The following is a 16,349-nucleotide window of genomic DNA, read 5'->3' as shown; positions in this document are numbered from 1 at the left end:
CGTGCTGGTGCTTTTGGTGATTAGGCTGGTACTGGACGCGACGTCAGAACCCGGGAGTGGGTCGTGCGCGTCCACCACGGGGAGAGCCATGGCGGATCGGACGACAGAAACGGTCGCCCTCCCACCACGGCACGAGGGTGCTCGACCACATCAGGAGGCATTGTGAACAGCGATCGGGACGAGATCCGCGGGGGCTGGGACACACCCGTCGATGATCAGTCCGACGCGGAGTCCGCTGCCGAGACGACGGGCGAGTTCACCATCGACTACGCCCCTCCTGCCTGGTATACGCAGAATGCGTCCGGCAGTGCGGGGGAGACTCCTTCGGCTTCGCCTGCCGCGCCCGCGTCGCCGCCGGTCTCTTCGCCGCCGGTCTTTACTCCGCCGGTTTCTTCGCCGCCGGTCTCTGCGCCTGCCTCACCGCCTGCGGATTCTGCTGAACCTGCCGCGCCGCCCGTTGCTCCTGAGCCGCCGGCTCCGCCGGTCGGGCTGCCTACCGCTGTGCCGAAGCTTCCTGTGGGGAGCGGGTTCCAACCTCAGACGGGTTGGGCATCGCCGGTTGCTCCCTCGTCGGAGTCGGCTCCCTCGCCGGATTCCTCGTCGGAGTCTGCTTCCTCGTCGGCTCCGGCGGCTTCCGAGGGTTCGGCGCCTTCCGGGGGTGCTGCTGACTGGGGTAGTGCCGTTGCCGGTGTTGCTTCCTCCGTCCATGTGACCGGTGTTGTTCCTAAGCCTGAGGTTGCGCCGGAGAAGGCTGAAGTCGCGCCCGATCCGGAACCCGAGCCCGAGCATCGCGCTGCGGTCGAGCCCCTTGCCGACAGCAGTGGTGATCTGGAGAGCGGCGCCACCATGCGGTTCTCCGCCGTCGCCCTGAAGCGGGAGATCGAGGAGCGGGCCGCCGCGGAGGCTTCGCGGGACGACGCCGGGGAGGACGAGGCGGAGGGGGCCTCGGATGCCGGTGCGTCCGGTGAGGCCGGTGCGTCCGATGCGTCCGATGCGTCCAGTGAGGAAGGGCATGTTGCGGCGTCTGACGCGGGTGCGTTTGGGCTTGGTGATGAGCCGCTTGCGGCTCGTCCCGAGGGCGATGCCGATTCCGATTCCGGTGCTGACGCCGACGCCGAAGCGTCTTTCGACGAACAGGGCTCGGGTGAAGATGCTTCGGCCGACTCTGCCGGGGATGTGAGCTTCCGCGCCGGCGATCACGACTCGGACCTCGACGACTCCGACTCGGCCGATGCTGCGGACGACGACATTCGTGATGCCGTTCCGCACGACGCTGCTCCTGAAGACGCCGGCCCCGAAGACGCGCCGCAGGATGCAGTGCCTGCTGCGCCCGTCGACGAAGTGCAGGACTCCGTTCCGCCGTCCTGGACTCCGCCGCCCGCGCCGCACGGTGGGCTTCCGCCGCTGCCGCCCGCCTTCCAGCCAGCCGCGCCTACGTCCGCGCCGCAGTGGCCCGACCCTGTGCAGGCCTCCACGCCGCCTGCCGCGGAGCCGACGCCTGCCGCCGAGCCCGTACAACCGCCCGTTCAGCCGCCGGTGCCGCAGCAGGCCGAGCCCGCTCCTGCGCCTGCCCCTGCGCCCGCACCCGCCCCGGCCCCCGCGCCCGTTCAGCCGCAGGCTCCTCAGATGACGCCTCCGGCGTGGCCATCGCCCACTGGGCCGGTGGCTCCCTCGTCGGCCGCGCCTGCGCCCGCTGCCGATGCTCCGGTACCGCCCGGTGCGTACGGATTCCCGCAGGCCGGTGCGCCTGCTCCGGCCCCGGAACCGGCTCCTGCTCCTGCTCCTACTCCTGCTCCCGTGGCGCCGGCTCCGGCTCCCGGTCCCGTTGCCCCGCCGCAGCAGGGCAGTTACGGGTTTCCCCAGCAGGGTGGCGCGCCCGTTCCGCCGGGCGGCGGTTACGGGTTCCCGCAGCAAGGCGCTCCCGCTCCGGGCAACCCCAACTCCACTGCTCCTCAGGGAAGTTATGGGTTCCCCCAGCCGCCCGCGCCGCAGGCCCAGCAGCCGCTTCCGCCCGCCGTTGCGCAGCAGCCGGCACCGCAAGCCGCTGCCCAGCCCCCTGCTCCCGTACAGCAACAGCAACAGCAACAGCAACAGCAACAGCAACAACAGCCTCATCAGCCGCTTCCGGCTCAGCAGCAGCCCCCGCAGGCCCAGCAGCCTCAGGCGCCCGTCGACCCCCGTACCGGTGCCGCCTGGCCGCAGGCCGTGCAGCACGATCAGCGGGAGCGGACCAACCCCGGAGCGCCCCTCGGTTACACCGCCGCAGTCGAGCTCTCCTCCGACCGCCTGCTGCGCAACACGAAGCCGAAGGCCAAGAGCAGCCGGCCCGCTTCCGGCGGGTCGCGCTTCAAGCTCGGCGGGAAGAAGGAAGAGGCCGAGCGGCAGCGGAAGTTGGAGCTGATCCGGACTCCGGTTCTGTCGTGCTACCGGATTGCCGTCATCAGCCTCAAGGGCGGGGTGGGAAAGACCACCACCACTACCGCGCTCGGCTCGACGCTTGCCACCGAGCGGCAGGACAAGATCCTCGCCATCGACGCCAACCCCGACGCCGGTACGCTCGGGCGCCGCGTGCGGCGCGAGACCGGGGCCACCATTCGTGACCTCGTCCAGGCGATCCCGTACCTCAACTCGTACATGGACATCCGGCGCTTCACCTCGCAGGCCGCGTCCGGGCTCGAGATCATCGCCAACGACGTCGACCCGGCCGTCTCGACCACGTTCAACGACGAGGACTACCGGCGCGCCATCGATGTGCTGGGGAAGCAGTACCCGATCATCCTGACCGACTCCGGTACGGGGCTGCTCTACAGCGCCATGCGGGGGGTCCTCGACCTCGCCGATCAGCTGATCATCATTTCTACGCCGTCCGTGGACGGCGCCAGCAGCGCGTCCACGACCTTGGACTGGTTGTCGGCCCATGGGTACGCCGATCTTGTCTCGCGGTCGATCACCGTCATCTCCGGGGTGCGTGAGACCGGGAAGATGATCAAGGTGGACGACATCGTGTCGCACTTCGAGACGCGGTGCCGTGGGGTTGTCGTCATCCCCTTCGACGAGCACCTTGCCGCCGGTGCCGAGGTCGACCTCGACATGATGCGGCCGAAGGTGCGGGAGGCGTACTTCAATCTCTCCGCGATGGTCGCGGAGGACTTTGTACGGGCCCAGCAGCAGCAAGGGCTCTGGACTTCGGACGGCAACCCGCCTCCGGTCGTGGCTCCGCCTCTGCCCGGCCAGGGGGCCTATCCCGGTCAGGGGGGCTACCCCGGTCAGCAGGCCTATCCCGGCCAGCAGGCCTATCCCGGCCAGCAGGCGCCTGCACCCGGGCAGCAGCCTTACCCCGGCCAGGCACATGGGCAAGCACCGTATCCGGGACAGGGACAGGGACAGGGACAGGGACCGGTGCCCGGGCAGGCGCCGCAGCAGCCGTACGTTCCCCAGCAGCAGCAGCCGCAGCAACAACCTCCGCAGCAGCAGCCTCAGCCGGGTGCGCAGCCGTATCCGCAGCAGCCGGGGGCCCCGCAGGGTTGGCAGAACGCGGCTCCTCCGCAGGGTCCTGCCCCCGCCGCTCCCGCTGCTCCCGCCACCCCCGCCCCCGCCCCCGGACAGCCCTTCCAGGCCCCTCAGGGGCAGCCTCAGGGCGAGCAGGCGCCGCCGCCCGTTCAGCCCGGCCAGCCATTCCAGCCCGGGGCGCCGTATCAGCCGCCGCAGCCGCAGCCTCAGCCTCCGGCGCCGGAAGCGCCGCAGCAGTAGCCTCCGACTGTTCCACCTCCGCCTGTACCAACTGGGCCCGCACCGATCCTGGTGCGGGCCCAGTCCCGTTCCCCGGCGCCCCGCGGTCTCCACCGACGAACAGGCTTTCCCACGCACCCACGCACCCACGCCCCCACCAACCCGGTTACCCGCAGTCATCCCGGCCCCACGAGAGCCCCCGCTCCCACCTGCCCCTCCCCCCACCATCACCCCCCGACCAGCCACGCGTCACAGGTCTTGACCAATGCGGATGAAATACGGGTCAACTCGTTATTTCCGCAGGCCACATGGGGTTCACCTGCCGTTGACTGACCCAGACTGGCGCTGGTAAACACACACATCAACCAGCTGGCGTTACTTGATCAACTAGCCATCTCTGCGCGAGCGATGACGCGAGGTCACCGACCCATGGATACACAAGATCAGCACGGCAGAACACGGTCACACCGGTCTCACCCCACCTCTCAGTCCACCTCTCAGCCCACCCACGAGGTACCTCCGAAGTCACCACCCCGCCGCCGGCTCCTCCTGGCCGCCGGCGCCGCAGCCGGAGCCCTCGCCCTCACCGCGGGTCTCGCCTCCCCCCTCAACCCGGCGCCCCAACAGGCCGAGGCCAAGGCGGACGGCAAGAAAACCCTCACCGTCGCGGTGGCCCAGAGCGTCGACTCGCTCAGCCCCTTCCTCGCCCAGCGGCTGCTCAGCACCAGCATCATCCGCCTCACGAACGAGTACCTGACGAACTACGACGCCAAGGACAACCACGCCATCCCCGGCTTCGCCACCAAGTGGGAGCCCTCCGCGGACAAGCTGACCTGGACGTACACCATCCGGGACAACTCGAAGTGGTCGGACGGCAAGAAGGCGACCGCCGAGGACGCGGCCTGGACGTTCAACAAGCTGATGTCCAAGGAAGGCACCGCCACCGCCAACTCCGGCTTCGTCGCCAACTTCAAGAAGGTGACCGCGCCCAGCCCCACCAAGCTGGTCGTCGAGCTGAAGAAACCGCAGGCCACCATGGCCGCCCTCGACGTGCCGATCGTCCCCAAGCACGTGTGGGAGAAGGTCGGCGACATCAGTAAGTACAACAACGACGAGTCCTTCCCCATCGTCGGCAACGGCCCCTTCGTCCTCACCGACTACAAGACCGACCAGTACGTGAAGCTGAAGGCCAACAAGGACTTCTGGCGCGGCGCGCCCAAGTTCGACGAGCTGGTCTTCAAGACGTACAAGGACCAGGACGCGGCCGTCGCGGCGCTCAAGAAGGGCGAGGTCTCCTTCGTGGCCGGCCAGCCCGCCCTCACTCCGGCGCAGGCTTCCGAGCTCAAGGGCACGGAGAACGTCAAGGTGAACGAGGGGCCGGGCCGGCGCTTCTTCGCGCTCGCCACCAACCCGGGCGCCCAGACCCGCGACCGCGAGAAGTTCGGTGACGGCCACAAGGCCCTCCTGGACAAGAAGGTCCGCCAGGCGCTCTTCCTCTCCGTGGACCGTGAGGCGCTGGTCGACAAGGTCTTCCAGGGGCAGGCCGTCGAGGGCGAGGGGTACATCCCGCCGCGCTTCTCCGAGTACGCGTGGAAGCCCTCCGCCGACCAGAAGCTGTCGTACGACCCCAAGAAGGCGGCCCAACTCCTCGACGAGGCGGGCTACAAGAAGAACGGCGACGGCAAGCGCGTCGGCAAGGACGGCAAGCCGCTCGACTTCCGCATCCTGTGTCACGCCACCGACCCGAACGACAAGGCCGTGGGGAAGTATCTGAAGGAGTGGTGGGGTGATCTTGGCATCGGGCTCAAGGTCAACTGCCTCGACGATGTGTCGGTGCCCTGGTACGCGGGTGAGTACGATCTCGCGTTCGACGGCTGGTCGGTCAACCCCGACCCGGACTTCGTCCTCGGCATCCACTCCTGCGCCGCGCTCCCGGTGAAGGCCAAGGAGAGCGCCGCGACCGACAACTTCATCTGCGACAAGAAATACGACGAGCTGTACAACAAGCAGCTCGCCGAGTACGACCCGGCCAAGCGCGCCGAGACCGTCAAGGAAATGCAGTCCTGGCTCTACGACTCCGGGTACATGAACATCCTGGCGTACCCGAACGCCGTAGAGGCCTACCGCACCGACCAGATCAAGTCCATCACCACCATGCCGACGGCCGCCGGCAACATCTACGGTCAGGACGGTTACTGGTCCTGGTGGTCAGCGGTGCCCGCAGATGGGAAGAGTTCCTCCAAGGACGGAAGCTCGACCGGTGTCATCATCGGTATCGCCGCCGCCGCGGTGGTGCTCGTCGGCGGAGGAGTCCTGTTCGCCCTGCGCCGCCGTTCGACCGCAGAGGACCGCGAGTAACGCATGACCGCTGACAGCAATCCCGCACTGCTCGACACCGAGGGCGCCGCGGCGACCGACGATCCGGCCTTCGCCGGGCCGTCGGCCCGCGGCCCCCGGGCCCGCGACACCCGCGCCTATCTCCTGTACGTGGCGGGCAAGCTGGGCGGCGCCGCCGTCTCGCTGTTCGCCGTCCTCGTCACCAGCTTCTTCCTCTTCCGCCTCATCCCGGGTGACCCGGTGAAGCAGATGACCGGCGGAAAGCGCGTATCGGCCGAACAGCTGGACGCGATGCGCAAGGAGTTCGGCCTCGACCAGCCGGTCATGACGCAGTTCTTCGACTACTGCGGCAAGGCTCTGACCGGCGACTTCGGCACCTCGTACCAGTTCCACACACCCGTGATGGACAAGATCACCGACGCGCTGCCCGCGACGCTCCTGCTCACCGGCACCGCGTTCGTCCTCTACACCCTCATCGGCATCTGGCTCGGCACCCGCACGGCCTGGCGCAACGGGCAGCTCGGGGACCGCGTCCACACCGGCCTCGCCCTCACCCTCTACTCCGTGCCGTCCTTCTGGCTCGGGCTTCTCCTCATCATCACCTTCTCGGTCGGCGTGGGTCCCATTCCGGGGCTGTTCCCGACCGGCGGGCTCGAATCCGGTGGCGAGACGGGTGTCGCGTACGTCATCGACGTCGCGCACCACATGGTGCTGCCCGTCATCACCCTGGTGGCGGTCGGGTACGCGCAGACGCTCCTCGTGATGCGGTCGTCCCTGCTCGACGAGATGGGGAGCGACTATCTGACGACGGCGCGGGCCAAGGGGCTGCGGGACGATCTCGTACGGCGGCGCCATGCCGTCCCCAACGCGATGCTGCCCACGGTCACGCTGATGTTCGTGAACCTCGGCACGGTGGTGGCGGGCGCGATCCTCGTCGAGACCGTCTTCTCCTGGCCGGGCCTCGGCGGGCTCTTCTACGCCGCGCTCAGCGTGCCCGACCTGCCCCTCGTGCAGGGCCTGTTCTTCGTCTTCTCCGCCGCGGTGATCCTGATGAACACGCTGGCCGACGTGATCTATCCGTTGCTCGATCCCCGGGTGGGCCGATGACGACCGAATCCGCACCGACCACCCCCGAGAGCGCTCCCCAGGCCGCTCCGCAGAAGAGCGCGCGGGCCCTCGCCCGCGCCCGCAGGCGGCATTCGGCCGCCCGCTTCTGGCGCGAGTTCCGCACCCACAGGGCCGGTCTCTTCGGCCTGGCCGCACTCGTCGTCATCGCGCTCGTCGCCGTCTTCGCGCCGCTCCTCGTCGGCTCGGACGCGCAGAGCGTGACCGACGCGCCGGGCAAGCCCATGGAGTCCCCGAGCGGCGAATTCCCGCTCGGCACCGACCAGTTCGGGCGTGATCTGCTCGGCCTCCTGGTGTACGGGGCGCGCATGTCGCTGACCGTCGGGCTGCTCGCCGCCGTCCTCTCGGTGACCATCGGCACTCTGGTGGGGATCACCGCGGGGCACTTCAAGGGCTGGTACTCCACCGTCATCATGCGCGTCACCGACTGGTTCCTCGTGATGCCGACGCTGGTGCTCGCCATCGCGCTCGCCGCGGTGCTGTCCGGTTCCATCTGGACGATCATCCTGGCGATCGGCGTGACGACCTGGCCGACGACCGCGCGGCTCGTCCGCGCCCAGACCCTGGCGGTGGAGTCGCGCCCGTACATCGAGCGCGCACAGGCCCTCGGCGGCGGCCACGGTCACATCATGTCCCGGCACGTCCTGCCCAACGTGATGCCGCTGGTCCTCGCCCAGACGACCCTCGTCATCTCCAGCGCCATCCTCACCGAGGCGACGCTCGCGTTCCTGGGCCTGGGCGATCCCACCGGCGTCTCCTGGGGCGGACTGCTCCAGGACGCGCGCGAGGCGGGCGCGGTCAGCGCGGGCGACTGGTGGTATCTCGCCCCGCCCGGACTCGCCATCGCCGTCGTTGCCCTGGCGTTCACGCTGTGCGGGCGCGCCGTGGAGTCCGTGCTCAACCCCAGGCTGGGGGTCTCCCGTTGAGCAGTACGACCGAAGTGACGGAGACCGAAGTGAGCGAACAGCGCCTGCTCGACGTAAGAAACCTCGAAGTGACGTACGCGTCCGGGGCTGCCGCCGTGCGCGGCGTGAATCTGTCGGTGGACGCGGGCCAGAAGCTCGGCGTCGCCGGCGAGTCCGGCTGCGGGAAGTCGACGCTCGCGCTCGCGCTGCTGCGGCTGCTGCCCGCGGGCACGAAGGTGACGGGCGAGGTCCTGCTCGACGGCGAGGACGTCCTCGCCATGAAGTGGGGCCAGGTCCGCGCGGTCCGCTGGGCGGGCGCGTCGATCGTGTTCCAGGGCGCGATGCACTCGCTCAACGCCGTGCACCGCATCGGGGACCAGATCACCGAGCCGATCCTGCTGCACAAGAAGGCGACACCGGCGGGCGCGAGGAAGAAGGCCGGTGAACTGCTCGAACAGGTGGGTCTGCCTGCTGCCCGCGCGCAGGCGTACCCGCATGAGCTGTCGGGCGGTCAGCGCCAGCGCGTGATGATCGCGATGGCGCTCGCCTGCGACCCGCGCCTGATCATCGCCGACGAGCCGACGACGGCCCTGGACGTGATGATCCAGGCGCAGATCCTGCGCCTGATCGAGCAGCTGGTGGCCGAGCAGGACCTGGGCCTGATCATGATCAGCCATGACCTCGCGGTGCTCTCCGACACCTGCGACCGGCTCGCGGTGATGTACGCGGGCCGCGTCGTCGAGGAGGGCCCGGCCTCCGAGGTCTACGAGAACGCACGGCACCCGTACGGAAAGGCCCTCTCGGCAGCCTTTCCCCGTATCGGCGACGCGACGTCCCGTTTCGCGCCGCGCGGCCTGCCCGGCGACCCGCCCGACCCGTCCGCCCTCCCCACCGGCTGCACGTTCCACCCGCGCTGCCCGGTCGCCCTGGACTCCTGCACGACGGAGGACCAGGCGCTGCGCGACGCGGGCCCCCGGCACCGCGCGGCCTGCGTGCACGCCGGCGCGCAGCTTCCCGCGCAGCCGACCTCGGCACCGGCGACGGCGGAGCGGACGCCGTGAACCCCCGTCGAGACCCCGACGGGCCCCGACGAGCGCCGTGGAGCCCCGCCGATCCCGCCGATCCCGCCGAGCCCCGTCAGATCACGCACAGAGGAGCAGCGACGCATGACCACCGGTGAGCCCCTCCTTTCGGCTGATCCCCTGCTGTCGGCGGGCGACCTGCACATCACGTTCCCCGGCCGCCGCGGCGCGCCGCCCGCGCGGGCCGTGGACGGTGTCGACCTCGACATCAAGCCGGGCGAGATCGTGGCCCTGGTCGGCGAGTCGGGCTGCGGCAAGACGACCCTGGCCCGTTCCCTGCTCGGCCTGGTGTCCCCCACGTCCGGCAAGGTGACCTTCGGCGGCAAGCCGCTCGATTACGCGGGCCGCGCCCTGAAGGCGTACCGCAAGCGCGTGCAGCTGGTCCTCCAGGACCCCAGCGGCTCCCTGAATCCGCGCCACACGGTGTACGAGGCCGTGGCGGAGGGGCTGCGCATCCACGGCTACGGGGGTGACGAGCGGGCCGCGGTCGCCGATGCCCTGTCACGGGCCGGTCTGCGGCCTCCCGAGCGGTTTTTCCTGCGTTATCCGCACGAGCTGTCGGGCGGCCAGCGCCAGCGCGTCGTCATCGCGGGCGCGCTCGTCCTGGAGCCCGAACTGATCGTCGCGGACGAGCCGGTGGCCTCGCTCGACGCGTCCGTACGCGGCGAGATCCTGGCCCTGCTGCTCAAGCTCCGCGAGGAACTCGGCCTTTCCGCGCTCGTGGTGACGCACGACCTCGGCCTTGCGTGGAACATCGCCGATCGCGTCGCGGTGATGTACCTGGGCCGGATCGTGGAGACGGGGACGGTGGAAGAGGTCCTGACGTCGCCTCAGCATCCGTACACCCAGGCGCTTTTGTCGGTGCTTCCGGAGGCGCCGGGCGATCCGGTGGTCCTTACGGGCGAGCCGCCGGACCCGTCCCGCATCCCCGGCGGCTGCCGTTTCCACGCCCGCTGCCAGGTGCTCGCGTCGGGCGAGGCGGAGCGGGCGGGGGTGGCGGAACGCTGCCGGACGGAGGACTTGCCGGTGCTGTCCGGCGGGGGTGCGACGCAGGTGGCTTGCCACTGGGCGGCGGCACGCCTGAGTCCGTCCGGCGTCTGATCGAGGTCGCACGTTTCCCGGACGAACGCCGGGGACGAACGCAGACGAAGACGAAAAAAGTGGCGAATCGTTACCTCTTGCACGTACGGGTGACCAGGCGCCTATCGGGCGTGAGCGGTGGGGAGTTACAGATCGGTTCGGTTCGACCACGGACCGTGAGCAACTCACCGAAATGAAGGAGATTTCCATGCGCCGTTCCGCCGCCGTCATCCTCGGGGCCGTCGCACTGCTGGGGGCCCTCGCCGCGCCGGCGAGCGCCATCCCGGACCCCGTGGGGACCGTCGACTGCCTGACGCACTCGGCCGGTGACGTCACCTCGCTCGTCGATCCGGCGAGCCCCGGCCTCCCCTCCGAGGTGCCGGGCGCGGCGTGCCTCGCCCCGTGATCCGGCCGGTCTGACACACCCGCCTCGTCACGTACTTGCGCGGTCGCTCGGGCCGCGCAAGTACGGCACGGGCACGAGCGGCCCGCCGTGGATCAGCCCCACCTGTACCCGTCACCGAAGTTGAGGGTGTGCTCGAGCACGTCCTCCATCGGGTCGTCGATCTGGCCGGTGCTGATCAGCGAAACGCTGGGCCCGTTGTGCGAATGGTGGTTCGTCTCGTCGGCGTGCGCCGTGCCGGAGCACAGGACGGACGGCACTGCCGCCACCGCCGCGATCAGCGCCCAGCGGGAAGTGGTCTGGACCCAACTGCCGTTCACTGCGGCCTCCTTGGACCATGCGAGTGCGGGCCGCCGATCGCGTCCCGCTCGCCGTGCGTAACCGCGGCGCGGGCCGAGAAGTCACCGACGATCATACGAAAGGGTCGTCGGACGTCATGGCCCACGCGTCGCCCGTGTGGGCTAGCGGCCAAGCCGGCCTCCTCGGCCTCTGGCCCACCCGCCGGAAGAACCCGGCAAGGAACCGGACACCGGAAGAAAGCAGAGATCGCATGCGTCATCGCCGCGCCCTGGCCTTCACCCTGCTCGCAGCCCTCGCCCTGTCCGTCACCGCGGTCACCGCATCGGCATCGGCATCGGCGGCGCAGCACAGGGGGCCCCGCGCCACCCCGCTGCCGCCGGTCGAGTCGCTGATCACCGAGGGAGTCACGGTCGAAGGCCCGCTGGTCAACAGCATCAACCTGCCGCAGCTCCGCTAGGCGGGGCAGGCGGGACAGGCGGGACAGGCGGGAGGCGCTACTTCGGAGCGGCCTCGATCAGCTCGCGGGAGCGCTTCACGTCGTCCGCGATGGCGACCAGCAACTCGTCGATGGACTCGAACTTCGCCTGGCCGCGCACGAAGGCCAGGAAGTCGACGGCGACGTGCAGCCCGTACAGGTCGAGGCCGACGCGGTCGATCGCGTACGCCTCGACCGTCCGCTCCGTCCCGTCGAACTGCGGGTTCGTCCCGACGGAGATCGCCGCGGGCATCGCCTCGCCCTGGGCGTGCAGCCACCCCGCGTAGACGCCGTCGGCGGGGATCGCGGTGTGCGGCAGCGTCTCCACGTTGGCGGTGGGGAAGCCCAGTTCGCGCCCGCGCTGCGCACCTCGTACGACAACGCCCTCGACGCGGTGCGGACGGCCGAGGATCTCCGCCGCGCCCTTCACGTCGCCCTCGGCGACCAGGCGCCGGGTGAGGGTCGAGGAGAAGGGCTCGCCGCCTCCTGCCTCACCGCTCACGAACAGGTCGATGACGTCGACCTCGTAGTCGTACGTCGCGCCGAGCTCGGTCAGGAAGGCGACGTTGCCCGCGGCCTTGTGGCCGAAGCGGAAGTTGGGGCCCTCGACGACCAGGCGGGCGTGCAACTTGTCGACCAGGACCTTCACGACGAAGTCGGCGGGCGACAGCTTCGAGAACTCCGTGGTGAACGGCAGGATGAGAAGCGCGTCCACGCCGAGGTCGGCCATGAGTTCGGCGCGCCGGTGGTGCGGGGCGAGCAGCGGCGGGTGGCTGCCCGGGCGCACGACCTCGGACGGGTGCGGGTCGAAGGTGACGACCACGGCGGGCACGCCGAGCTCACGGGCGCGTGCCACCGCACGGCCGATGATCAGCTGGTGTCCGCGGTGTACGCCGTCGTAGGAACCGATGGTGACGACGCTGCGCCCCCAGTCCTGGGGGATGTCCTCCAAGCCACGCCAGCGCTGCACTGTCTTTGCTCCTCGCCGAACCTGTGTACGTCTGGGTACGTCCCATTGCCGATTGCGCAGGTCTAAGACTGCCATGCCCGCGCGATCGGGATCGCATCGGAGGGGGTGGCGGGGGTCACGCCGGGACGCGCGTTCCGGCGAGGTTCTCGATCATGCGGCGGGAGCTCGGGCCGACGAGCGCGGACCAGTCCTGCGGCGCCGCGCACATCCATCGGGCGACCAGGGCGGAGAAGCCCGGCACCGAGCGGGCCAGCTCGACCAGGCGCCGGTCGAAGCAGGTCGCGCCCTCCGGGGTACGGACGAGCAGCAGACCGGTGCGGTGCACGAGGTCGCGGACCCGTGCGTTGTCGTCGCCGTCGCCGTCGTCGCCGCCCACCACGGCGCAGAGCACGGCGTCGAGGACTTCGGGCTCCCGCTCCCGGTCGAGCAGCACGTCCAGGAGCTCGGCCCGCAGGGCGCGTGAGGTGTCGGTGCCGGGGGCGGCGACGGCCGCTGCGAGCGCGGCCCGTACGGGAGGCGGGCGGTGCCGCAGCAGGTCGGTGACCAGCGGCAGGAGAACCGCGCGTACGCCGGGCCCCTGCTCGAACCGCACGTCGAGGTAGCCGGCCACGTGCCCCGCCAGATCGGGGCGCAGCTCGAGGACGTCCCGTACGAGATCGGCCACCCGCCGTGCGAGCACGGGCGCCATCACGTCGGCCAAGGCCCGCAGCACCTCTCCCGGTGCGGGGCCAGGGCCGTACAGCCGGGTCCGGAAAGCTGCCAGTACCTGCTCCGGGTGGGTGTCCAGGGCGACGACGAGCGCGCTCGCGGGCAGCCGCGGGTCGCCGGCGGTGAAGCGCTTCAGGGCGGGCGGCAGGTGGCGTGCGCGGGTCTGCGGGTCCTGTACGAGGAGGGCGAGGGCTGCGCCGTGCAGGGTGTCGTCACAGGTGCGGGCGAGCAGGGCGGAGGCGGTGTACCTCAGGAGCCTGCGGTCGGCGTCCGTGGCGGCGTGCGGGGCGGCCCGCAGGCCGTAGGCGACGGCGGCGACGTGGCGTGCGGGGCGCTCGTCGTGGACCCAGCGGTCGACGGCCCGGCAGACGGCCGATGGCTCCTCCTCCGCGAGTGCGGCGAGCAGTTCGTCGGCGCGGGGGTGCGCGCAGTCGACGAGGATCTCGATGAGGTCGTCGATGGCGCGGTGTCGGTGGGTGTGGAGCAGGGCCTGTGCCGCCGACGCGACGGTGGCGTCGGGGGTGGCTTCGAGGGGGCGTTCGTCGCTGAACCACCGGGTCAGTTGTGGTTGCACCCTGGCGGGGTTCTCCGCCAGGAGCTCGGCGACCGCGTCCAGGCAGCGCCGCCCCTGCGGAGGGCCGGGCGGCGGGTCGTGGATCACTGCCGTGCGGAGCAGGTCGAAGCGGTCTGCGTCGGTGAGGGGCAGGCCGAGCCAGAACTCGGCGGGGTAGCTGCGCTGTTGGGCCAGTTCTTCGAGCAGCCCGAGGTAGGGGCGGGCGTCGCCCACCCGCGAGAGGGTCTCCCTGACGAGGTGATCGGCCCACCACCGAGCGTCGCCCTGCGCCGCCTCTGCCACCGGCGGCGCGGGATGGACGCCCGTATCATCCGGCCTGTCGGCGCCGGGCCCTTGGGGTTGTGCCCGCTCTTCCCCGCGCTCTCGGCTCTGCTCGGGGAGGAGAGGCCCCGAACGCCCTGCGGCACGCCTGGCCACGGCGTGGGTGCCCGGCCTCTCGCCGGAGGTGCCCGCCGCTGTGCCCGCGCCGCCGGGTGCCGATGGGGCGGGCGCCGGGCATGGCGCGGTGAACCTCGCCAAGTCCCTCAGCCGAGCCTCCAGTTCCCCGGGCCCCCGCTGTCGCCCCAGGAACAGCAGGGCCTGGATCACGGGCCCGATCCGATGCCGGGGCACCGGCAGGGCCGCCTCCGGCACCGCCTCACGGTGCCGGTGCACCAGCGACCACAGTGCCCCGTCCACGTCCAGATGCGTTCCCTGTATCCAGTCCGCGAGCTCCTCGTGCGCGAAGCGGTACCCGTCGCCGGCGGGGACGAGCAGCCCCTCCGTGAGGACCGCGGAGGCCCATCCCGTCCCCCACGGGAACACGTCCTCGAAAGCCGCCCGGTCGAGCTCCCCCTGCCCGGGCCCCAGCGACCGCCGGGCAGCCTCGTGCACCTGCCCGGACACTTGCGCCGCAAGGCGCCGTACGGCCGCGCCCCGGAGTCCGTTCGCCGCAGCGAGTCGCACCGCGACGCGCAGGCACAGCACGTCGACGTAGGCCGCGAAGATCTCCTCGCGGTCCGGGCACCCCGGCGGCGGCTCGTCCGGCAGTGCCGCCCGCACCTCGGCGAGCAGCCGCAGGGCGAGGGGATGCCGTGCGTCGGCCGCGGCGAGGGCTCCGTCCGGGATGCCGTACCGCGCGCGGGCGATCCGGGCCTGGCGCTCCGGGAGATCCCCCAGCCGCAAGCGCTCCGCGAGCAGCGAAGCCGGAAAGTGCGCCCCGGCCTGTTCCCAGTACTCCGCCCGGCAGCCCACCACGAGGCGCGCGCCCGTCTCCCGCAGCCACTCGGCCGTGCCGCTGCTCCACTCCGCGAGGCGGTGCGCGAGGACCGGCGGCATCTCCTCGGGACCGTCGAGCAGCAGCAACAGCGCCCGGCCCTCGTCCCGCACGAGCCGCGCGACCCGCCCGGCCGAGATGTCACCGAGCCCGTCATCCGCTTCGGGGAGCGAGCCGTCCGAGGCCTCCAGGATCCGGCCCGCCCGCGCAAGGGCCCGCTCCACCGCGTCGCCCACGCCCGTGTCCGTGCCCTGGAGGTCGGCGCCGCGCAGCCATAGCGTGGGGGCGGGTTCGGTGCCTCGCGCGCGGCTCGCGGCCAGGGCGGCGAGTTCCGTCGTCCGGCCGGTGCCGGGGTTGCCGACGAGGGCGAGCACCTGGGCGGGCCCGTCCGCGAAATCGGTCAACTCCCGTGTGATGTCCGGGCGTTCGACCGGTTCGAGCAAGGCGGGACGCGGCCCGTCGGAGCCCACCGAGGTCGCCGCCAGATGCAGCGCCCCCGCGAGGTTCAGATCGCAGCCGTACGCGGGGACGGTCGCCGCGTTACGTGCCAGGAGCTCGGCGAGCGGCCCTCCCGGATCGGCGGCGGCGGCCTTCAGCAGCGGCACGGCGAACCCCGCCGCACTGTGCTCGCCGTGCAGCGCGGTCCCGAGGACGGCGAGCACGGCGCCGGACGCGATGTCGACGACCGGGCCGCCCGCGGCCCCGCCGCCGAGCCGCAGCGCATCCGCGCCGTCCGTGCCGATCGCCAGCTCCATGGCGTCGTCGAGCAGATGGAAGCGGTCCGTCGCGGTGTACGTCACCGGCGCCGGGCCGAGGACCCGTGCCTCGCGCCTGCCGCGCGCGACGAGGTGTACGTAGGTGCCGACGGGAACGGCGTCGCGGACCGTGACGGGCAGCGGCCGCAGGCCGAGCCCCTCCGTGCGTACGAGGGCCAGATCCGTTTCGGGCAGGGCCACCACGGCGTCGGCGCTCGCCACGCAGACGCGCTCCCCCGCCGCGTGCAGCACGAGCCGCGCGAGACCGTCGACGGCTTCATGGCTGGTGATCACCGTGCCGTGGTCGTCGGCGGCGAATCCCATCCCCCGCGGGCGCCCGGCCAGATCGCAGATCCGCACCAGGGCACGGTCGAGCGCCGTCGGGTCACTTTGTCCCGCCATGCCCGAACCTCCCGCGAACGCCCCGTTCTACTGACCGTAGGTCGGCGGTGATCAGCAGGACAGAACGCGTCGCGAACGCGCCCCCTTCCGCTCCCTCGGTTCACTCCGAGCGCCCACCTGATGGGGTGAATCGGCAGGGCCCGATGGATACAACTTGAGATGGGGGGAGTTGCCGTGGAGCGGCGCACCGCCACACGCACAGCTGTCCGCCGCTCCACGGCGAAGACGATGATGCGCGAACGGGCCGGT

At 71.2% G+C, this 16,349-nt stretch carries 11 protein-coding genes; 8 read left to right on the top strand and 3 right to left on the bottom strand.

All coding sequences use genetic code 11. The features are described from left to right. The first annotated feature begins 162 nt into the window (after positions 1-162). The 7 genes from IE226_RS31595 to IE226_RS31565 all read left to right on the top strand — a co-directional run bounded on the left by IE226_RS31595 (position 163) and on the right by IE226_RS31565 (position 10,664). The gene (locus IE226_RS31595; RefSeq protein WP_229871651.1) at positions 163-3,750 is read left to right on the top strand and encodes an SCO5717 family growth-regulating ATPase; all 3,588 of its coding nucleotides are present in this window, start codon (positions 163-165) and stop codon (positions 3,748-3,750) included. A gap of 408 nt (positions 3,751-4,158) precedes the next feature. After that, a complete protein-coding gene (locus IE226_RS31590) occupies positions 4,159-6,087 on the top strand; it encodes an ABC transporter substrate-binding protein (protein ID WP_190084833.1) in 1,929 nt (642 codons plus the stop codon). A 3-nt stretch (positions 6,088-6,090) separates the two neighbouring features. Next, positions 6,091-7,173, top strand: a complete 1,083-nt coding sequence (locus tag IE226_RS31585; RefSeq protein ID WP_190084832.1) for an ABC transporter permease — start codon at positions 6,091-6,093, stop codon at positions 7,171-7,173. Beyond that, entirely contained in the window at positions 7,170-8,117 is a 948-nt protein-coding gene (locus IE226_RS31580) for an ABC transporter permease (protein WP_190084831.1), read from the top strand. The genes IE226_RS31585 and IE226_RS31580 overlap by 4 nt, the downstream gene beginning before the upstream one ends. Before the next feature lie 29 nt (positions 8,118-8,146). Further along, positions 8,147-9,157: an ABC transporter ATP-binding protein gene (locus IE226_RS31575; protein WP_373307067.1), complete on the top strand. Its 1,011-nt coding sequence runs from the start codon at positions 8,147-8,149 to the stop codon at positions 9,155-9,157. A gap of 105 nt (positions 9,158-9,262) precedes the next feature. Then, positions 9,263-10,279, top strand: a complete 1,017-nt coding sequence (locus IE226_RS31570) for an oligopeptide/dipeptide ABC transporter ATP-binding protein (protein WP_190084830.1) — start codon at positions 9,263-9,265, stop codon at positions 10,277-10,279. 187 nt (positions 10,280-10,466) lie between these two features. Continuing rightward, positions 10,467-10,664: a hypothetical protein gene (locus IE226_RS31565; RefSeq protein WP_190084829.1), complete on the top strand. Its 198-nt coding sequence runs from the start codon at positions 10,467-10,469 to the stop codon at positions 10,662-10,664. Positions 10,665-10,756: 92 nt separating this feature from the next. On the opposite strand, the gene IE226_RS31560 is transcribed toward IE226_RS31565, so the two are convergent. After that, positions 10,757-10,942 carry a hypothetical protein gene (locus IE226_RS31560; protein WP_190084860.1) on the bottom strand — a complete coding sequence of 62 codons (186 nt, stop codon included), beginning with the start codon at positions 10,940-10,942 and terminating at the stop codon, positions 10,757-10,759. A 269-nt stretch (positions 10,943-11,211) separates the two neighbouring features. Here IE226_RS31560 and IE226_RS31555 point away from each other — a divergent pair, with 269 nt between their 5' ends. Next, positions 11,212-11,418 carry a hypothetical protein gene (locus IE226_RS31555; RefSeq protein ID WP_190084828.1) on the top strand — a complete coding sequence of 69 codons (207 nt, stop codon included), beginning with the start codon at positions 11,212-11,214 and terminating at the stop codon, positions 11,416-11,418. 37 nt (positions 11,419-11,455) lie between these two features. Here the strand turns inward: IE226_RS31555 and IE226_RS31550 are convergent, their stop codons facing one another. Then, a complete protein-coding gene (locus IE226_RS31550) occupies positions 11,456-12,406 on the bottom strand; it encodes a bifunctional riboflavin kinase/FAD synthetase (RefSeq protein ID WP_190084827.1) in 951 nt (316 codons plus the stop codon). A gap of 115 nt (positions 12,407-12,521) precedes the next feature. Further along, positions 12,522-16,100 (bottom strand): trypsin-like peptidase domain-containing protein, encoded by a 3,579-nt coding sequence (locus IE226_RS31545; protein ID WP_190084826.1) that lies wholly within the window; start codon positions 16,098-16,100, stop codon positions 12,522-12,524. Positions 16,101-16,349 lie beyond the last annotated feature (249 nt).

This window comes from Streptomyces longisporoflavus (genome assembly GCF_014649775.1).
GTDB classification, from domain to species: Bacteria; Actinomycetota; Actinomycetes; order Streptomycetales; family Streptomycetaceae; genus Streptomyces; species Streptomyces longisporoflavus.
This window is presented reverse-complemented; position numbering and strand designations above follow the sequence as displayed.

What these genes read in the sequence shown, in the direction of transcription:
- IE226_RS31590 (WP_190084833.1), top strand. Translation starts at nt 4,159, where the DNA reads ATGGATACACAAGATCAGCACGGCAGAACACGGTCACACCGGTCTCAC.
- IE226_RS31585 (WP_190084832.1), top strand. Translation starts at nt 6,091, where the DNA reads ATGACCGCTGACAGCAATCCCGCACTGCTCGACACCGAGGGCGCCGCG.
- IE226_RS31580 (WP_190084831.1), top strand. Translation starts at nt 7,170, where the DNA reads ATGACGACCGAATCCGCACCGACCACCCCCGAGAGCGCTCCCCAGGCC.
- IE226_RS31570 (WP_190084830.1), top strand. Translation starts at nt 9,263, where the DNA reads ATGACCACCGGTGAGCCCCTCCTTTCGGCTGATCCCCTGCTGTCGGCG.
- IE226_RS31565 (WP_190084829.1), top strand. Translation starts at nt 10,467, where the DNA reads ATGCGCCGTTCCGCCGCCGTCATCCTCGGGGCCGTCGCACTGCTGGGG.
- IE226_RS31555 (WP_190084828.1), top strand. Translation starts at nt 11,212, where the DNA reads ATGCGTCATCGCCGCGCCCTGGCCTTCACCCTGCTCGCAGCCCTCGCC.
- IE226_RS31545 (WP_190084826.1), bottom strand. Translation starts at nt 16,100, where the DNA reads ATGGCGGGACAAAGTGACCCGACGGCGCTCGACCGTGCCCTGGTGCGG.